This is a genomic window from Streptomyces sp. cf386 (genome assembly GCF_900103585.1).
Lineage (GTDB): Bacteria > Actinomycetota > Actinomycetes > Streptomycetales > Streptomycetaceae > Streptomyces.
This window is the reverse complement of record NZ_FNHV01000001.1, coordinates 823,355-839,626: the sequence shown is the minus strand read 5'-3', so window position 1 is coordinate 839,626 and position 16,272 is coordinate 823,355. Positions and strand designations below refer to the sequence as shown.

General features: G+C 71.1%; 21 protein-coding genes. 12 read left to right on the top strand and 9 right to left on the bottom strand.

Annotated elements, in window-relative coordinates; all coding sequences use genetic code 11:
* Positions 1 to 10: 10 nt before the first annotated feature.
* Together BLU79_RS03825 and BLU79_RS03820 are read right to left on the bottom strand one after the other, a co-directional pair.
* Positions 11 to 820, bottom strand: coding sequence for a PhzF family phenazine biosynthesis protein (locus BLU79_RS03825; protein ID WP_093904115.1), 810 nt, complete (start codon positions 818 to 820; stop codon positions 11 to 13).
* A 74-nt stretch (positions 821 to 894) separates the two neighbouring features.
* Positions 895 to 1,545, bottom strand: coding sequence for an HAD family hydrolase (locus tag BLU79_RS03820; protein ID WP_177000855.1), 651 nt, complete (start codon positions 1,543 to 1,545; stop codon positions 895 to 897).
* A gap of 108 nt (positions 1,546 to 1,653) precedes the next feature.
* Here BLU79_RS03820 and BLU79_RS03815 point away from each other — a divergent pair, with 108 nt between their 5' ends.
* Complete coding sequence (locus BLU79_RS03815) at positions 1,654 to 2,274, top strand: PadR family transcriptional regulator (RefSeq protein WP_093904113.1); 621 nt, start codon at positions 1,654 to 1,656, stop codon at positions 2,272 to 2,274.
* A gap of 84 nt (positions 2,275 to 2,358) precedes the next feature.
* On the opposite strand, the gene BLU79_RS03810 is transcribed toward BLU79_RS03815, so the two are convergent.
* Both BLU79_RS03810 and BLU79_RS03805 read right to left on the bottom strand, forming a co-directional pair.
* The gene (locus BLU79_RS03810) at positions 2,359 to 2,793 is read right to left on the bottom strand and encodes a type II toxin-antitoxin system Rv0910 family toxin (protein WP_093904112.1); all 435 of its coding nucleotides are present in this window, start codon (positions 2,791 to 2,793) and stop codon (positions 2,359 to 2,361) included.
* Positions 2,794 to 2,907: 114 nt separating this feature from the next.
* Complete coding sequence (locus tag BLU79_RS03805; RefSeq protein ID WP_177000809.1) at positions 2,908 to 3,060, bottom strand: hypothetical protein; 153 nt, start codon at positions 3,058 to 3,060, stop codon at positions 2,908 to 2,910.
* Between the two features lie 234 nt (positions 3,061 to 3,294).
* On the opposite strand from BLU79_RS03805, the gene BLU79_RS03800 reads away from it, so the two are divergent.
* From BLU79_RS03800 to BLU79_RS03790, 3 genes are all read left to right on the top strand, one after another.
* Complete coding sequence (locus BLU79_RS03800; RefSeq protein ID WP_093904111.1) at positions 3,295 to 3,852, top strand: Clp protease N-terminal domain-containing protein; 558 nt, start codon at positions 3,295 to 3,297, stop codon at positions 3,850 to 3,852.
* 75 nt (positions 3,853 to 3,927) lie between these two features.
* Complete coding sequence (locus tag BLU79_RS03795) at positions 3,928 to 4,932, top strand: EamA family transporter (protein WP_093904110.1); 1,005 nt, start codon at positions 3,928 to 3,930, stop codon at positions 4,930 to 4,932.
* A gap of 176 nt (positions 4,933 to 5,108) precedes the next feature.
* Positions 5,109 to 6,053 (top strand): DMT family transporter, encoded by a 945-nt coding sequence (locus BLU79_RS03790; protein WP_093904109.1) that lies wholly within the window; start codon positions 5,109 to 5,111, stop codon positions 6,051 to 6,053.
* A 40-nt stretch (positions 6,054 to 6,093) separates the two neighbouring features.
* Here BLU79_RS03790 and BLU79_RS03785 read toward each other — a convergent pair whose 3' ends face one another.
* Complete coding sequence (locus BLU79_RS03785; protein ID WP_093904108.1) at positions 6,094 to 6,726, bottom strand: FMN-binding negative transcriptional regulator; 633 nt, start codon at positions 6,724 to 6,726, stop codon at positions 6,094 to 6,096.
* Positions 6,726 to 7,409, bottom strand: coding sequence for a pyridoxamine 5'-phosphate oxidase family protein (locus tag BLU79_RS03780; protein ID WP_093904107.1), 684 nt, complete (start codon positions 7,407 to 7,409; stop codon positions 6,726 to 6,728). The genes BLU79_RS03785 and BLU79_RS03780 overlap by 1 nt, the downstream gene beginning before the upstream one ends.
* Positions 7,410 to 7,444: 35 nt before the next feature.
* On the opposite strand from BLU79_RS03780, the gene BLU79_RS03775 reads away from it, so the two are divergent.
* Positions 7,445 to 8,776 (top strand): aminotransferase class I/II-fold pyridoxal phosphate-dependent enzyme, encoded by a 1,332-nt coding sequence (locus BLU79_RS03775; RefSeq protein ID WP_093904106.1) that lies wholly within the window; start codon positions 7,445 to 7,447, stop codon positions 8,774 to 8,776.
* A 96-nt stretch (positions 8,777 to 8,872) separates the two neighbouring features.
* On the opposite strand, the gene BLU79_RS03770 is transcribed toward BLU79_RS03775, so the two are convergent.
* Positions 8,873 to 9,811 carry a DMT family transporter gene (locus BLU79_RS03770; protein ID WP_371131801.1) on the bottom strand — a complete coding sequence of 313 codons (939 nt, stop codon included), beginning with the start codon at positions 9,809 to 9,811 and terminating at the stop codon, positions 8,873 to 8,875.
* A 74-nt stretch (positions 9,812 to 9,885) separates the two neighbouring features.
* Here BLU79_RS03770 and BLU79_RS03765 point away from each other — a divergent pair, with 74 nt between their 5' ends.
* Positions 9,886 to 10,788, top strand: coding sequence for a LysR family transcriptional regulator (locus tag BLU79_RS03765; RefSeq protein WP_093904104.1), 903 nt, complete (start codon positions 9,886 to 9,888; stop codon positions 10,786 to 10,788).
* Positions 10,789 to 10,834: 46 nt separating this feature from the next.
* On the opposite strand, the gene BLU79_RS03760 is transcribed toward BLU79_RS03765, so the two are convergent.
* Positions 10,835 to 11,302, bottom strand: coding sequence for a pyridoxamine 5'-phosphate oxidase family protein (locus BLU79_RS03760; RefSeq protein ID WP_093904103.1), 468 nt, complete (start codon positions 11,300 to 11,302; stop codon positions 10,835 to 10,837).
* 138 nt (positions 11,303 to 11,440) lie between these two features.
* On the opposite strand from BLU79_RS03760, the gene BLU79_RS03755 reads away from it, so the two are divergent.
* Entirely contained in the window at positions 11,441 to 12,091 is a 651-nt protein-coding gene (locus BLU79_RS03755; RefSeq protein ID WP_093904102.1) for a cysteine hydrolase family protein, read from the top strand.
* Here BLU79_RS03755 and BLU79_RS03750 read toward each other — a convergent pair.
* The gene (locus BLU79_RS03750) at positions 12,078 to 12,566 is read right to left on the bottom strand and encodes a Rieske (2Fe-2S) protein (protein WP_093904101.1); all 489 of its coding nucleotides are present in this window, start codon (positions 12,564 to 12,566) and stop codon (positions 12,078 to 12,080) included. The two genes, BLU79_RS03755 and BLU79_RS03750, sit on opposite strands and share 14 nt — an antisense overlap.
* Positions 12,567 to 12,775: 209 nt before the next feature.
* Between BLU79_RS03750 and BLU79_RS03745 the strand changes: the two genes are divergently transcribed.
* From BLU79_RS03745 to BLU79_RS03725, 5 genes are all read left to right on the top strand, one after another.
* Positions 12,776 to 13,171, top strand: coding sequence for a GNAT family N-acetyltransferase (locus BLU79_RS03745; RefSeq protein ID WP_093904100.1), 396 nt, complete (start codon positions 12,776 to 12,778; stop codon positions 13,169 to 13,171).
* Positions 13,172 to 13,309: 138 nt separating this feature from the next.
* Positions 13,310 to 14,074 carry a HipA family kinase gene (locus tag BLU79_RS03740; RefSeq protein ID WP_093904099.1) on the top strand — a complete coding sequence of 255 codons (765 nt, stop codon included), beginning with the start codon at positions 13,310 to 13,312 and terminating at the stop codon, positions 14,072 to 14,074.
* Positions 14,071 to 14,520: a DUF3037 domain-containing protein gene (locus BLU79_RS03735; RefSeq protein ID WP_093904098.1), complete on the top strand. Its 450-nt coding sequence runs from the start codon at positions 14,071 to 14,073 to the stop codon at positions 14,518 to 14,520. Before BLU79_RS03740 ends, BLU79_RS03735 begins: the two co-directional genes overlap by 4 nt.
* Before the next feature lie 115 nt (positions 14,521 to 14,635).
* Positions 14,636 to 15,397: a 3-oxoacyl-ACP reductase FabG gene (fabG, locus tag BLU79_RS03730; protein ID WP_093904097.1), complete on the top strand. Its 762-nt coding sequence runs from the start codon at positions 14,636 to 14,638 to the stop codon at positions 15,395 to 15,397.
* 20 nt (positions 15,398 to 15,417) lie between these two features.
* A complete protein-coding gene (locus BLU79_RS03725) occupies positions 15,418 to 16,179 on the top strand; it encodes an SDR family oxidoreductase (protein ID WP_093904096.1) in 762 nt (253 codons plus the stop codon).
* The last annotated feature ends 93 nt before the right edge of the window (positions 16,180 to 16,272 follow it).

The window sequence follows — 16,272 nt, the reverse complement described above, 5'->3', positions numbered from 1 at the left end:
CGGTGCCTGCCTAGGCGATCAACTCCCCTTCGATGACGGTGACCGCGCGGCCGCTCAGCAGCGTGCGGTCACCGCGCAGTTCCGTGCGGACGCGGCCGGAGCGACGGGAGGCCTGCAGGCCGGTGAGTTCGGTCCGGCCGAGGCGTTCGGACCAGAACGGGGCGAGGGCCGTGTGGGCGCTGCCGGTGACCGGGTCCTCGTCGATGCCGAAGTTCGGGAAGAAGCAGCGGGAGACGAAGTCGTAGCCCCGGGTGGGGTCCTCCGCGCGGGCGGTGGCGATGATGCCGCGCCGGGAGTGGGCGCCGAGTGCCTTGAGGTCCGGGGCGAGGGCGTGCACGGCCTTCTCGTCGGCGAGTTCGAGGAGCAGGTCGCCGACGTTCGGGCCGGTGTCGACAGCGGTGAGCGGCTCGGCGCCCAGTGCCCGCGCGACCCCGTCCGGGATCTCGACCGGGGTGAGCGGGGCGGTCGGGAAGTCGAGCGTGATCGACCCGTCCTCGCGGGGCGTGGCGACGAGCACCCCACTGAGGGTGGCGAACCGTACGGGTCCCTCGTGGGCGCCGGTGCCGTGCAGCACGTGGGCCGTGGCGAGCGTGGCGTGCCCGCACATCGCCACCTCGGCGACGGGAGTGAACCACCGCAGCGCCCAGTCGGCCTCCCCGCCCTCGGCCAGCCGATGCGCGAACGCCGTCTCGGCGTGATTGACCTCCATGGCCACGTTCTGCAGCCAGTCGTCCTCCGGGAAGCCGTCGAGAAGCAGGACCCCGGCCGGGTTGCCGGAGAAGGGACGGTCGGTGAAGGCATCGACGATTCGAATCCGCATGGCGCTGACGCTAGGGGGTGCGGGGAGGGGGCGGCCAAGGCCAATTCGGGGGTGCTGGACCGTTTTCGGGGGCCCTATGACGGTGTGCCGATGGCGAGGTGGATCGCGGAGGCGACGTCGTGAGCCGTGTGCGTGGGCCGATAGGAGTCCTGCGTCCAGGGCCGCCCGTCGGCCACCCACACGCTGCGCAGCCCGAGCGCGTTGGCGCCCGCGATATCGGCCTGCGGTGAATCGCCGATGATCCATGCGTCGGCCAGCGGGGCACCGACGCGCGCCGCTGCCGCGCGGAAGATGTCCGGCTCGGGCTTCTTGCTGCCGACGGCTTCGGAGACCGCCCAGCCCTGGACGAGTCGGTCGAGTCCGGTGCTGCGGATCTTCGCTTCCTGCTGGGCGGTGCGGCCGTTGGTGACGATCACACAGGTCCAGCCGTCCGCCTGGGCAAGGCCCAGAGCCTCTCTGGTGTCGTGCGCCAGGACGACGTGTCGGGCGACGCCGGTGTCGAGAAGGTCCCGTACGGCGCTGGTCGACACCGCGCTCCCATACCGGCCGGTGAGCGCTGCGGCGAGTTCACGGCGCGCGGCGTAGCCACTGGCATCCCTGTCCATCACCCACGAGAGGTCGGAGGCGGGCAGACCGTGCTCGGCGAGGAAATCGGAAACGGCACGACGGAACGCCGCATCCCGGTCGACCAGGGTGTTGTCGAGGTCAATCAGCAGCAGGGGCACGGCCGGCAGTAGATCACATACGGCGAGCATCCCGACCCTTGCCATCCGAACTGTTCCGATATATCGTTGACGCATCGCGACAGATCAACGATGGATGGAGTGATTGCGATGCGTTCCCATGGATACGAGCGTGGACACGGTGGGCACGGTCACCAGGGCCGAGGCGGCTTCGAGGGGCTTCGTGGTGCCTTCGGGCCCTTCGGGCCGGGCGGTGGCCCCGGATTCGGTGGGCCTGGTTTCGGCGGGCCCGGCCCTTGGGGGCCCAGGGGGCGGGGCGGACCGCGAGGGAGGGCGCGGCGCGGTGACGTACGGGCATCGATCCTCGCCCTGCTGAAGGACCGCCCCATGCACGGCTACGAGATGATCCAGGAGATTGCCGAGCGCAGCGGCGGGGCGTGGAAGCCCAGCCCCGGCTCGGTGTACCCCACCCTCCAGCTGCTGGAGGACGAGGGCCTGATCGCCAGTGAGAGCGAGGGCGGCAAGAAGCTCTTCTCGCTCACCGAGGCGGGCCGTGAGGCGGCCGAGGCGGGTCCCGAGGCGCCCTGGGAGGAAGCCTCCCGCGGTGTCGACTGGGAGGCCCTCGGTGAGATCCGCCAGGCCGGCTTCGGTCTGATGGAGGCCTTCGGGCAGGTCTGGAAGACGGGCAGCAAGGACCAGCGCGACAAGGCGCTGGCCGTCATCAACGACGCCCGCAAGAAGCTGTACCTGATCCTCGCCGACGAGGACTGAGCGGCACCGGCGGCCTCCCCGCCGTAAGTGAAGGCGCCCCGCAGAACGTTCCGCGGGGCGCCTTCGCCGGTGTCGCGCGGCCGGTCAGGTCACCAACCCCGCCAGCTTGCGCAGCGACTCGTTCAACGCCGCGGTGGCCGAGTCCTTGAGCTTGCCCGCCATCAGTGACACCGCCGCCCCGGTGAACTCCCCGTCGATGCGTACGGTCGTGGCGGCGCCGTCGCCATCGGGGGTGAGCGTGTAGCGCGTGGCCACGGTCACGGCCATCGGGCCCTTGCCGCGTATCGCGAGCACTCGCGCCGGCTCCAGTTCCTCGATGGTCCACTCGACCTCGGCCGGGAACCCCATCAGCTTCATGTTCTCCTGGAAGGTCCCACCCGCTTCGAGGGCCGTGGGGCCGCCACCGGGGAAGCTGGTGTGGGTCGCGTTCCACTGCCCGTACGCCGACCAGTCGGTCAGCTGTGCCCAGACCTTCTCGGCCGGTGCCTCGATGTGTGCCTCCGCGCTGACTTCGGCCATGCGACCACCCCTTCGTCTCGGGCTACGGTGTCGCGGAACGTAGCCGTGGGGCGTGGAACATTCAATACTGATGAACCGTCAGAAATTGTGGAGACATGGGCCCGCCCCGCGGACTCAGCCCACCCGCCGTATCGCCGCCGCGTCGAACACATCCCACGCCCGAGGCAACGCGCTCTCGTCGTGGCAGTGCCACGCCTCCCAGAACAGGTCGGCGAGCAGGGCGTCCTCCGGGGCGTACACCCGGTAGACGTACTGTCTGCCGTCCACGGCCGGTAAGGCCACCAGCCAGCACCTGCTCTCCATCTCTCTGTGGGACGTGCGCCGCAGCGCCACGGTTGCGCACGAGGCGCACTTCAAGGGGGCGCGCGCCCCTTGGCGTAGCTCGGTGTGATCTCATCCGTAAGGAGGAGATTCCGGTCGGCCGAGTCCACTCTGTGTGGGACGCGAAAATGCTTCCTCTCGGGGATGACCTGGCGCGAAGGGGCTGATGGGGTAGGGGATGTGCAACCCCGTATTCCCCGGCAGTCGGCCCAGGAGCCGGACCGCCGGCTCCCGGACGCCCCGGCGGACGATGCCAGGCTCAGCGACGAGCTGGCAGCGGTGGTCTCCGGTGCCCGTCGCCGGGCGGTCAGGGACGGGGACCGGCAGATCGACACGGCCCACCTGCTGCACTCGCTGCTGGAGCACGACCCGGACGTGTACGCCGTCTTCGGTGACGGCCCCCAGATCGCCCGTCTGCTCGGCTACCTCGTGCAGCGCACCATCGGCTACGGCCTGCGCTGGCAGGGCACCGTCGAGGACTCCGGCGCCGTACCCGTCGTGAGGGACGGCGAGGGCTTCTCCCCGCTGGCCGCGAGCGCCATGGAACACGCCCGCCTCTACGCCGCCCGGCGCGGCGACACCCAGGCCCGCGGTATCGACCTGCTCGCGGCGATCGTGCTGGACCCGCATGCGCGCGCCGTCGAGGTGCTCGACCGCGCCGGCATCGACGCGAACGTGCTGCGCGCCCGGATCGACGAGCGGCGTGACGAGTACGTGGCCGGCGACACCGCCCGTTAGGCGCCGAACCCCGCCCGTCCACTCGGTGAGACAGGTGCCATCAGGGATGACGCTCCTGTCGTCGCCTGTCATCATGTGCCCGTGCGTACGTATGAGAGCAGTCAGGCCGGCCGCGGCAAGGGCGTCGGGCTCGGTCTGGCGATCGGTTCCGCGGTCGCCTTCGGAGGGTCCGGAGTCGCGGCCAAGCCGCTGATCGAGGCGGGGCTCGACCCGCTGCACGTGGTGTGGCTGCGCGTGGCCGGCGCCGCCCTCGTGATGCTGCCGCTCGCCGTGCGCCACCGCGACCTGCTGCGTAGCCGCCCGGCGCTGCTCGCCGGGTTCGGGCTGCTCGGTGTGGCCGGTGTGCAGGCGTTCTACTTCGCCTCGATATCCCGGATCCCGGTGGGCGTCGCGCTGCTCGTCGAGTACCTGGCGCCCGCCCTCGTCCTCGGCTGGGTGCGGTTCGTGCAGCGGCGGCCGGTGACGCGTGCCGCCGCCGTCGGCGTGGTCCTCGCGGTCGGCGGCCTCGCCTGTGTCGTCGAGGTCTGGTCGGGCCTGAGCTTCGACGCCCTCGGACTGCTCCTCGCGCTCGGCGCCGCCTGCTGCCAGGTCGGCTACTTCGTCCTGTCCGACCAGGGCAGCGACTCCGGCGAGGCCGCCCCCGACCCGCTCGGCGTCATCGCGTACGGCCTGCTCGTCGGCGCCGCCGTCCTGACCGTCGTAGCCCGCCCCTGGAACCTGGACTGGTCGCTGCTCGCGAACACCGCCGACATGAACGGCACCCCGGTCGCGGCCGTTGCTCTGCTGGCCTGGATCGTGCTCGTCGCGACGGTGATCGCGTACGTCACCGGCGTGGTCTCGGTACGACGGCTCTCGCCGCAGGTCGCCGGAGTCGTGGCCTGTCTCGAGGCGGTCATCGCGACCGTCCTCGCCTGGTTCCTGCTCGGCGAGCACCTCTCGGCGCCGCAGATCGTCGGCGGGGCGGTCGTCCTCTGCGGGGCGTTCATCGCGCAGTCGTCCGCCCCCGCCAAGAGCCCGGCCGACCCGGTGGCCAGCGGCGGTCCCGAGCGCGAGTTGTCCGCCCGCGGAAACGTCGCCTAGGCTCGCCGTCATGCCTTCGACACTCGTTCTTCCGCCTCCGGCCGCCTGAGGCGGGCCCTCCGGAACATCGGCCCGGCGTTTCACCGGGCGGAACGGTGCTGCCCGCAGACGAAGTCCACGGATCCCGCTGAGCCGGGCTCCTCCCAGAACTTCTGCATGTCTGCGGAGAACAACTCGTGTCGAACACCTCTGTCTCCGGCCTGCCCATCGGGCGAGGCCTCATCTACCTGATCATCGCCGGTGCCGCCTGGGGCACCGCCGGCGCGGCCGCCTCACTGGTCTACCGGACCAGCGACATGGGGCCGATCGCCCTCTCCTTCTGGCGCTGCGCCGTCGGCTTCGTGCTCCTGCTCGCCGTCCAGCTCCTGCGTCCGCGCACGCGGACCGCCGCCTCCGAGCCCCTCGGCCGCAAGATGTGGCGGGCCGGAGCGACTGGTCTCGGGCTCGCGGTCTTCCAGACGGCCTACTTCGCGGCCGTGGACGCCACCGGACTCGCCGTGGGCACCGTCGTCGCCCTCGGCGCCGGTCCCGTGTTCATCGCGCTCGGCGCCCGGCTGACCCTGGGGGAGCGGCTCGGCCGCGGGGGCGTCGCGGCGGTGGCCGGCGCGCTCACCGGGCTCGCGGTGCTCGCGCTCGGCGACGAGGGTGCGGCCGTACGCCCGTGGGGGGTGCTGCTCGCGCTGGTGTCGGCGGCGGCGTACTCCGTGATGACCCTGCTGACCCGCAAGTGGGGCCGGGACGGCGGGGCCGGCGCCGCCGCCACGTCCGTCTGGGCCTTCGCGGTCACCAGCCTGAGCCTGCTGCCGTTCGCCCTCGTCGAGGGGCTCCTGCCGCACACGGTCGACCCCGTCCGGCTCGGCTGGCTGGTGGCGTACATCGCGGCCGTGCCCACGGCCCTCGCGTACGCCCTCTACTTCGCGGGCGCGGCGGCCGTACGGTCCGCCACCGTGTCCGTGATCATGCTGCTGGAGCCGGTCAGCGCGGCGGTGCTCGCCGTCGTCCTGCTCGGCGAACACCTGACGGCGCCGACCGTCGCCGGCACCTTGCTGATGCTCGGGTCGGTCGCGGGTCTCGCGGTGGCGGAGACGCGCGGGGCGCGGCGCGAGCCGCTGACGGCCTGACATCGAGGGGCCCGCACCGCACGGGTGACGGGCCCCTCGCTCAGCCCGTGCGCCGACGGAGCAGGTGGTCGCGGGCCGCCGCGTCCCGCGGACCGTTCCGTTGCGCCAGACGGGCCGCGACCCTGTCCTTGACCTCTTCGGTCCGGTGATTGGCGTACTTGAACTTGGCCCGTACGCCCGTCACTTCGAGCCGCACCCCGCGCAGCCCGGACAGCAGGCGGCCGTACGGCACCTCGCCCACCGCGACCTGTGCCGTGCCGCCTTCCGGCTGGAAGTGGCCGACCTGGCGGTTGAGCAGCTCTGCCTTCTCGGCCGGGTCGTCCACGACATGGGCCCGGCACCGGAGTTGGACGGCGGCGTAGAAGCTGGTCGGAGTGCCGTGCTCGGACGGTTCCTCCGGTGCCGCCTGCCAGGGACCCGGTACGTACACGTAGTCGTCGACCACGCTCAGCACGACCTCGGGGTTCGCCAGCAGCGCCGGCCACATCGGGTTGGGCCGGGCCAGATGCGTGAGAGCCTCGCCGCGCTCGGCGTCGTACACGAAGTGCAGCGGCTGGACATGGGGCGGCTCCCCGTCCAGGCCGTTGACGACGAGCTGCCCGAAGTCGTGGACGGCCAGCCACCGCTGCCACTCGGCGTCGTCGCGGGGCGCGTCCCAGGGGTGGATCAGCATCACAGGGCTCCGAGGTAGTCGGGGAGCTGCGTGCCGGGGGCCAGGTCCGGGTCCCCGACCGGTGCCTCGTAGCCCTTGCGCAGGGGGACGACGCCGGCCCAGTGGGGGAGGGCGAGGTCCTCGGGCTCGTCGTTCACACCGCCGGTGCGCAGCTTGGCGGAGACCTCGGTCAGGTCGAGGCGGATCACGGCGGTCGCGGCCAGTTCCTTCTTGTTGGCCGGGCGGGAGTCGGCCGCCCGGCCCGGCACCACATGGTCGACCAGCGCGTCGAGAGCGACCCGCTTCTCCTCGGGGTCCGTCACGTCGTACGCCATGCCGTGCACCACCACCGACCGGTAGTTGATCGAGTGGTGGAAGGCCGAGCGGGCCAGGATCAGCGCGTCGACGTGCGTGACCGTCAGACACACCGGCAGCCCCGGGTCGGCCTTGCCGGTCATCCGCAGCGGGCGCGAGCCCGTCGAGCCGTGGACGTAGAGCGTCTCGCCGACCCTGCCGAACAGCGTGGGCAGCACGACCGGCGCGCCGTCGCGCACGAACCCGAGATGGCAGACGTAGGCCTCGTCGAGTATCGCGTGCACCAGTTCCTTGTCGTACGACGCCCGGTCCGGTGAGCGCGTGGGGACGGTGCGGTCGGTCGGCGTGTAGGCGGCGGGCGGCGACGTCGGCTGCGGGGTCCCCTGCATTGCGTTCTCCATTGCACTAGTGCATAATCGTGTTTGTGCTAGGAGGATATCGGATCGAAGGGCGACGCGCAGCGGAGATTGCGGCGAGCGTCGAGCGCGCGGTGGGTGCGGGTGACCTGGCCCCCGGTCAACTCCTCCCGCCCATGCGGGAGTTGGCGGTAGAGCTGGGGGTGAACCCGAACACGGTCGCCGCCGCGTATCGCACCCTGCGTGAACGCGGAGTGATCGAGACCGCGGGCCGCCGGGGCAGCCGGGTGCGGCCCAGGCCGGCCACGACCGGGCGCGAGCACGCCCGGGTGGTCGCGCCCGAGGGTGTACGTGACGTCGCGAACGGCAACCCCGACCCGGCGCTGCTGCCCTCCCTCGCGAAGGCCTTCGCGGCCGCGGCCGAACAGGGCGACCGGGAACCGGTGCTGTACGGCGCGGACCCCGTGGAGCCGGAGCTGGCACGGATGGCGCGGGCCGAGCTGGCCGCCGAGAGAGTGCCGGAAGGTCCCCTGGCCGTCGCCTCCGGTTCGCTCGACGCCATCGAGCGGGTACTCGCGGCCCACCTCAAGCCGGGAGACACCGTCGCCGTCGAGGACCCCGGCTGGGGCAGCCTCCTCGACATGATCCCCGCGCTCGGGCTGCGCACCGCTCCGGTCGCCGTCGACGACGAAGGGCCGCTGGTCGACGACGTACGGCGAGCCCTGGAAGCCGGAGCCCGCGCCCTGATCGTCACCTGCCGCGCCCAGAACCCCACCGGTGCCGCGGTGAGCGCCACGCGCGCGCGTGCCCTGCGTTCCGTACTTCGCGAGCACCCGGAGATCCTGCTGATCGAGGACGACCACGGCCACGGCATCGTCGACCTGCCCCTGCACTCCCTGTCCGGCACCACCTCCACCTGGGCCTTCGTCCGCTCGGTCGCCAAGGCCTACGGCCCCGACCTGCGCCTCGCCGTCCTCACCGGGGACTCCGTCACGGTCGACCGGGTCCGCGGCCGCCAGCGACTGGGGCCCGGCTGGGTCAGCCGCCTGCAGCAGCGGGCCGTGGTACGGCTGTGGGCCGACGGCGCCTTGGATCCGACGGCGGTGGCGAAGGCGTACCGCAGCCGCCGTGACCTGCTCCTCACGGCCCTGACCGAACGCGGCGTCGAGGCCCACGGCCGCAGCGGCCTGAACATCTGGATCCCGGTACCCGACGAGACGACCGCAGTGGCCCGCCTCCTCCACTCCGGCTGGGCGGTGGCACCCGGCGCCCGCTTCCGGATGAGCGCACCGCCTGGGATCAGGGTCACGATCGCGACGCTGGGCCCGGAGGAGGTAGCCCCGCTGGCGGATGCGGTGGCGTCGGCGGTGGCCCCGGCACCGGCGAGGAGATATGTGTAGCTCCGGGAAGGGCAGCCAACCTGTAAGGGGCGCGGGGAACTGCGCGACCGGCCACAACCCACCCGCAGTCGCGAACGATCATTCCGCCCCTCCCCACTAGGCGCTATTCCGCCGCACCTGGGTCAGCGCCGCTCCCGCCAACACGACCAGCGCCCCCACCGGCGTGGACCAGCTCAACGACTCGCCCAGCAAGGCAACCCCCGCCCCCGTGGCGATGACCGGAATGAAGTACGTGACCATCTGAGCCGTCGTCGGACCGACCTCGGCGACCAGCCCGTACTGGATCAACACGGCGAGCCCGGTGCCCAGCGCACCCAACGCCACGACCGCGAGCAGCGGCACCAGCTCCCAGCGTGCGGGAAACGACGTGAACAGGGGTGTCACCACGGCCAGTTGAACCGACGCCAACAACAACTGCGCCCCGGTCAGCGACAGATGCGAGGCACCGGACCCGGCCAGCGTCCGCCGGACGTATATCCACCCGATCGGATAGCTCAAGGAGGCCAGCAAGGCCATCGCCGTCCCCGTGGCGTCCAGCCCGGCGAACCCCTGCCACGCCCCCAGCACCGTCAGCACCCCGAGAAATCCGATACCGAGCCCGGCCACCCTCACCCGCGTCGGCCGGTCCTCCGAGAGCGCGACCAGGGACAGCGCCATGCCCCACAGCGGCGAGGTCGCGTTGCAGATACCCGCCAGCGTGGACGGGATGGTCAGCTCGGAGTACGCGAACAGGGAGAACGGCAGCGCGTTCAGCAGGAACGCGGCGACCGCCAGATGCCCCCACGTGCGCACCCCGCGCGGCAGCCGCTCCCGCTTCACCAGCATCGCCGCCGCCAGCACCGCCGTACCGAACACCAGCCGCCCGAGTGTGACCTGGAAGGGGGCGTAGCCATGGGTCCCCACCTTGATGAGCAGGAAGCTGAAGCCCCAGATCAGGGAGAGCGCGGCGAAGCGCAACCGCCAGTCGAGGCGGGCGCGGGGGCGGGGTCGGACAGGCGCTGCGGCCGGGGTGCGCGAGGCGGTGGCGGTGGTCATGGCAGCAACGATGCTGTACACGATCTCGTAGCACAATCGAGAATTCGCACGGGATATCTCGTAGCATTGCTTATATGTTGAACCTGGAGCGCCTACGGACCCTCGACGCCCTCGCCCGCCACGGCTCGGTCAGCGGTGCCGCCGAGGGGCTGCACATCACGACGTCCGCCGTGTCCCAGCAGATGTCCAAGCTGGAGCGCGAGGTCGGCCAGCAGCTCCTCGCCAAGAACGGCCGCGGTGTGCGGCTCACCGATGCCGGCCGGCTGCTCGCCGAGCATGCCGCGCGCATCCTGTCGCAGGTCGAGCTGGCTCAGTCCGACCTGGAGGCGCAGCGTGGCCAGGTGGTCGGTGAGCTGCGGCTGGCCGCGTTCCCCACCGGGCTGCGGGGGCTGTTCCCTCAGGCGCTCGCCATGCTGCGGGCCGACCATCCGGCGTTGCGCCTGCACTCGCTGGAGCTGGAGCCCGAGCGCGGAGTCGACGCCGTGCTCCGCGGCGACGTCGACCTGGCCGTCGTCCTCGACTGGTACAACAAGCCCCTGCCGATGCCGGAAGGGCTCGCCAAGGCGCCGATCCTCGACGACCGCGTGGAGATCGCCATGCCCGAGGGACACCCGCTCGCCGACCGGCGCGAGGTCGATCTGGAGGACTTCGTGGACGACGAGTGGGTGGCCTGGCCCGAGGGCGAGTTCTGTCACGAGTGGCTGCTCTACACCCTGCGCACCAAGGGCATCGAGCCGCGTATCGCCCATCGCGCGGGGGAGCACCACACCCAACTCGCGCTGGTCGCCGCCGGGTTGGGTGTCTGTGTCGCGCCCCGGCTGGGCCGCGACCCGATGCTGCCCGGGGTGCGGACCGTGCCCGTGCGGCACCGGGTCCACCGGTACATCTACGCGGTGTGGCGCGCGGACGCCGACCGCCGCCCGTCGATCCGGGCGGCGGTGGAGGCGCTCCAGGCGGCGGCCGAGAAGGTCGGCTGACGGCCCCCGGACCCTTACGGCCCCCGGACCTGCACGGACCCCGGACCTATACGGACCCCAGCTTCCGGAAGTCCCACGACACGATCTTCTCCGGCGTCAGCCGCACCCACGCGTGCCGGCCGTCGTGCGGCATCTCGTCGAGGCCGAAGTTCTTGCGGGCGAACAGCGTCTCGGGGACGTCGAGTTCGGCCCGCAGCTCGCCGACGCGCGGACTCTCGCCCACGAACTCGACGGTGCCGGACAGCTCGACGCCGCGCAGCTGCTCGTACTCCTCGCCCGTGTCGATCACGATCGCCACCCGCGGATCGCGGCGCAGATCGGTCCACCGCTTGCTGCGGACGACCGAGTACAGCCACAGCGAGATGCCGTCCCAGGCGAACCACAGGGCGCTGACATGCGGAAAGCCGTCGGTGGACACCGTGGCGACCCGACAGGTGCGCTGGGTGGTGAGGAACTCGTCCAGCTCGCCAGGCGTCATCATGATCTTCCGGCCCCGGCGCTGAGTCACGGTCATGCGGCCCCCTCTTCTCTCACGTCGTGTCAGAGGAGAGATCCTCTGACATCACGTCAGAAAAGGATGGGTCGTCTTCCGTCCTCACGCAATGGTGGCTACGCTCGCCCGCCCACACCGCCGTCGGTCACAGGGGGAACCATGCCGTCGTACGCCGAACTCAGCGAACTCCTCGACCCCGCGACCACCGTCCTGCTCACCGTCGAGTGCCAGCAGGGCGTCGTCGGACCGGACAGCGCGCTGCCCGAACTCGCCAGGGAGGCCCGCTCCTCGGGTGCCCTCGCCCACGTCGCCCGGCTGGTCGCGGCGGCCCACGAGAGCGGCGTCCAGGTGATCCACGCGATCGCCGAACGCCGTCCCGACGGCCGCGGCGCCAACCACAACGCCCGCCTGTTCCGGGCCGCCGAACGGCTCCCCGTCCAGCAGTTGTCCGGCAGCACGGCGGTGCGGTTGGCGGCGCCCATCGAGGTCGCCGAGGAGGACTTCGTCGTACGGCGGCTGCACGGCCTGTCCCCGATCCAGGGCACCGACGTCGACGCGCTGCTGCGCAACCTCGGCTGCCGCACTCTGATCGTCACCGGCGTCTCGGCCAACGTGGCGATACCCAACGCCGTCTTCGACGCCGTGAACCGGGGGTACGTCGTGGTCGTGCCACGGGACGCCATCGCCGGGGTGCCCTCCGACTACACCCCGGCGATGATCCGCCACACCCTCGCATTGGTCGCCACGGTCGCGACCACGGACGAGGTACTGAGCTGCTTCAAGCGTCCACGCGGGGTCAGGCGAGCGTGATCGAGTCGCCTGACACGCTGATCTCCTTGGCGGCCAGTGGTTCGGTGGCGGGCCCCTTCTTCACGCTGCCGTCGAGGACGGAGAACTGGCTCCCGTGGCAGGCACAGGAGAGGGTGTCCTCCTTGAGGTCCGTCATCGGACAGTCCCGGTGGGTGCAGATCGTCGAGAAGGCCTTGTAGTCGCCCGCCGTCGGCTGGGAGACCACCACCTTCTCGTCGCTGAAGACCTTGCCACCGCCCTCCGGGATGTCGGCGGTCTGCGCGAGCGCCGCACCGCCGGCGCCGGCCTCGCTCGACGACCCGCCCGCTTCGGTGGTCGCCCCGCCGCCGGCGGCGCCCTGTTCGGTGGACGAGCCGGACGCGTCGTCGTCCGACCCGCACGCGGTCAGCGCAACGGCGAGCCCCGCCGCGCCGACCGCCGCCACGACGGTACGGCGACTGGGTTTCGACACCGGCTGAACTGATTCGCTGGTCATGCTGACGTTCCTTCCGGTCATTCGTGATCTGCCGAGAGGTACGGTCCGTACGGACCGGCTGTTCAGACGCTGTCGAAATCCTGACTCGGTCCGGCCAAGAGGTGGGTAAAGCGGAGCTGTCGGTTCACTGTCCGGAGCTGTCGATTTGCTGTCGATGCAAAGGCGCCGCCCCGCCGGGCCGCCCGCCGCACGGACATTACGATCGCGGAGTGACGATCAAGTACGAGTGGCGGGGCGATTTCGACAACGCCGCCCTCAACGCGCTGCACGCTGACGGCTTCGACCACCCGGTAGCCCTGACCGACTGGCGAGAACGGCTTGAGCGGCACAGTCTCGGCTGGGTCTGCGCGTGGGAAGACGGCTCACTGATCGGCTTCGTCAACGTCGTCTGGGACGGTGGAGTCCATGCCTTCGTCCTGGACACGGTGGTCGCACAGCATCGCCGGGCGAGAGGTGTCGGCGCCGCGCTGGTCGCCACCGCAGCCCACGAGGCCCGTGCCGCACAGTGCGAATGGCTCCACGTCGACTTCGAGGAACACCTTCGGTCGTTCTATTTCGATGCCTGCGGCTTCAAGGAGACGACAGCCGGCCTGATCGCTCTATAACCTAAGAGCGAATCGCTTGTGCGCGGGTCCAGTTCTCCGGCTCCGAGGAGCCGGAGAAGAAAACCTGGTTCACACGTACGAGATCCGCGCCAGGAGCGCTCCTCGCCCGCCATCACCCTCGGTCACTATGCTCGCTTCATGTTGAAAGAGGTCATCGCGACCCGCTACATCACGCCCCTGCGTGAGGGTGGCTCGCTGCCGGGGCTCGTCGAGGCCGACGACTACGGTACGTACGTCATGAAATTCACCGGCGCCGGACAGGGCCGCAAGACGCTGGTCGCCGAGGTCGTCTGCGGTGAACTCGCGCGCAGGCTGGGCCTCAGGGTGCCCCGGCTGGTGACGGTGGAGCTCGACCCGGTGCTGGGGCTCGGCGAACCCGACCAGCAGGTGCAGGAGTTGCTCAGGTCCAGCGGCGGCACCAACCTCGGGATGGACTTCCTCTCCGGCGCACTCGGCTTCGATCCCCTCGCCTTCGAGGTGAGCCCGGAAGAAGCGGGCCGGATCGTCTGGTTCGACGCCCTGGTGAACAACGTCGACCGCTCCTGGCGCAACCCCAACCTGCTGATGTGGCAGGGCGAGCTGTGGCTCATCGACCATGGCGCGACCATGATCTGGCACCACAACTGGCCCGGGGCAGAGGCATCGGCGGCCCGCCCGTACGACGCCTCCGACCACGCCCTCGCCTCCTTCGCGCCCGAAGTGCGGGGCGCCGCAGCCGAGTTGGCGCCGTTGATCACCGAGGAAGTGCTCGCCGAGGTGACCGCCGCGATCCCCGATGCCTGGCTGGCCGGTGAACCGGGCTTCGACACACCCGATGACCTCCGGCGGGCCTATGCGCGGCCCTTGCTCGCCCGCGCGGCCGGCGTCCATGAGCGCGTCACCGGAATCGAGGAGAGCAAGTGAGCGAGCGCCACATCCATATGGCCGGCCATGTGGTCGAACGCCACATCATCCGGGGCGGTGAGTCGAGCGACCGGGACGTCTTCGAGTACGCCCTCCTGCGCGTCGTACCCCGCGTCGAACGCGGCGAGTGCATCAACGCGGGCGTGCTGGTGTACTGCCGGGCCCGGGGCTACGTCGGCGCCCGCACCCACCTCGACGAGGCGCGGCTGCTCGCCCTCGACCCCGACGCGGACGTGGCCGGAGTCAGGGCCGCCCTCGGGGCCGTCGAGAGCGTCTGCGGGGGCGGTGAGGCGGCGGGGCAGGCGGCCGGCGACGACGCAGGGCGGCGCTTCCGCTGGCTGATCGCCCCCCGCTCGACGGTCGTGCAGCCGGGACCCGTGCACACCGGATTCACGTCCGATCCGGCGGCCGAGACGGCACGGCTGCTGGACCGGTTGGTGAAGTGACGGATCAGGTAATGGATCACATGCGCGCGGTCACCGTTGACACCGCGTGCCAGGACTTCTAGCGTCACGTCCATCGAAGGTACTAAGCGGTCGCTCACCCGAGGAGAGTCCATCCATGTCCACCACTGAGCAGCGGGTCGCCGTGGTCACCGGCGGAGCGCGCGGCATCGGCGCCGCCACCGCCGTACGACTGGCCGCAGAGGGCCGCGCGGTCGCCGTGATCGACCTCGACGAGGCGGCCTGCAAGGACACCGTCGAGAAGATCACCGCGGCCGGCGGCAAGGCCCTCGCGGTCGGCTGCGACGTCTCCGACGAGGCACAGGTCGAGGCGGCCGTCGCGCGGATCGCCGAGGAGCTCGGCGCCCCGACCATCCTGGTGAACAACGCGGGCGTGCTGCGCGACAACCTGCTGTTCAAGATGAGTGTCTCCGACTGGGACACCGTCATGAACGTCCACCTGCGCGGCGCCTTCCTGATGTCCAAGGCGTGTCAGAAGCACATGGTGGACGCGGGCTTCGGCCGCATCGTCAACCTCTCCTCGTCCTCCGCGCTCGGCAACCGCGGCCAGGTCAACTACTCCGCCGCCAAGGCCGGTCTGCAGGGCTTCACCAAGACCCTCGCCAAGGAGCTCGGCAAGTTCGGCGTCACCGCCAACTCCGTCGCCCCCGGCTTCATCGCCACCGAGATGACCAAGGCCACCGCCGACCGCGTGGGCATGGGCTTCGAGGACTTCAAGGCCGCCGCCGCCACCCAGATCCCGGTCGCGCGCGTCGGAGAGCCCGAGGACATCGCCAACGCCATCGCCTTCTTCACCGGCGAGGCGGCCGGCTTCGTCTCCGGCCAGGTGCTGTACGTGGCCGGCGGACCGCTCGACTAGGGATCAGGGAGAACACGGACATGACTGCACTGCCTGAACTCTCCGGCAAGGTCGCCCTCGTCACGGGCGCCAGCCGCGGCATCGGCTACGGCGTCGCCGAGGCGCTCGTCGCGCGCGGTGACCGCGTCGTCATCACCGGCCGCACCGAGGACGCCCTCAAGGAGGCCGTCGAGCAGCTCGGCGCCGAGCGCGCGATCTACGTGGCCGGCAAGGCGCACGACGAGGCCCACCAGGCCGTCGCCGTCGAGCGCGCCATGGAGGCCTTCGGCCGGGTCGACTACCTGGTCAACAACGCCGGCACCAACCCGGTGTTCGGGCCGCTCGCCGACCTCGACCTGGGTGTGGCACGCAAGGTCTTCGAGACCAACGTGATCTCGGCGCTCGGCTTCGCGCAGAAGACCTGGCACGCCTGGCAGAAGGACAACGGCGGCGCGATCGTCAACATCGCCTCCGTCGCGGGTATCGCGCCCTCGCCGTTCATCGCCGCCTACGGCGTCAGCAAGGCCGCGATGATCAACCTCACCCAGCAGATGGCGCACGAGTTCGCGCCCAAGGTGCGGGTCAACGCCATCGCGCCGGCCGTGGTGAAGACCAAGTTCGCGCAGGCCCTGTACGAGGGCCGGGAGGAGGAGGCGGCCGCGGCCTACCCGCTGGCCCGGCTCGGCGTGCCCTCCGACATCGGCGGCGCCGCCGCGTTCCTCACCTCGGACCAGTCCGACTGGGTCACCGGGCAGACGCTCGTCGTCGACGGCGGCATCTTCCTCAACGCCGGCGTCGGCTGACGACGGCGGTGGGCGCCTGTGCGGCGAGGTCTACAGTCGCGCGGGCGCCCACCTTGCGGGGCGCGCAAAGGAAGAGCACCGTTGTTTCCTGCC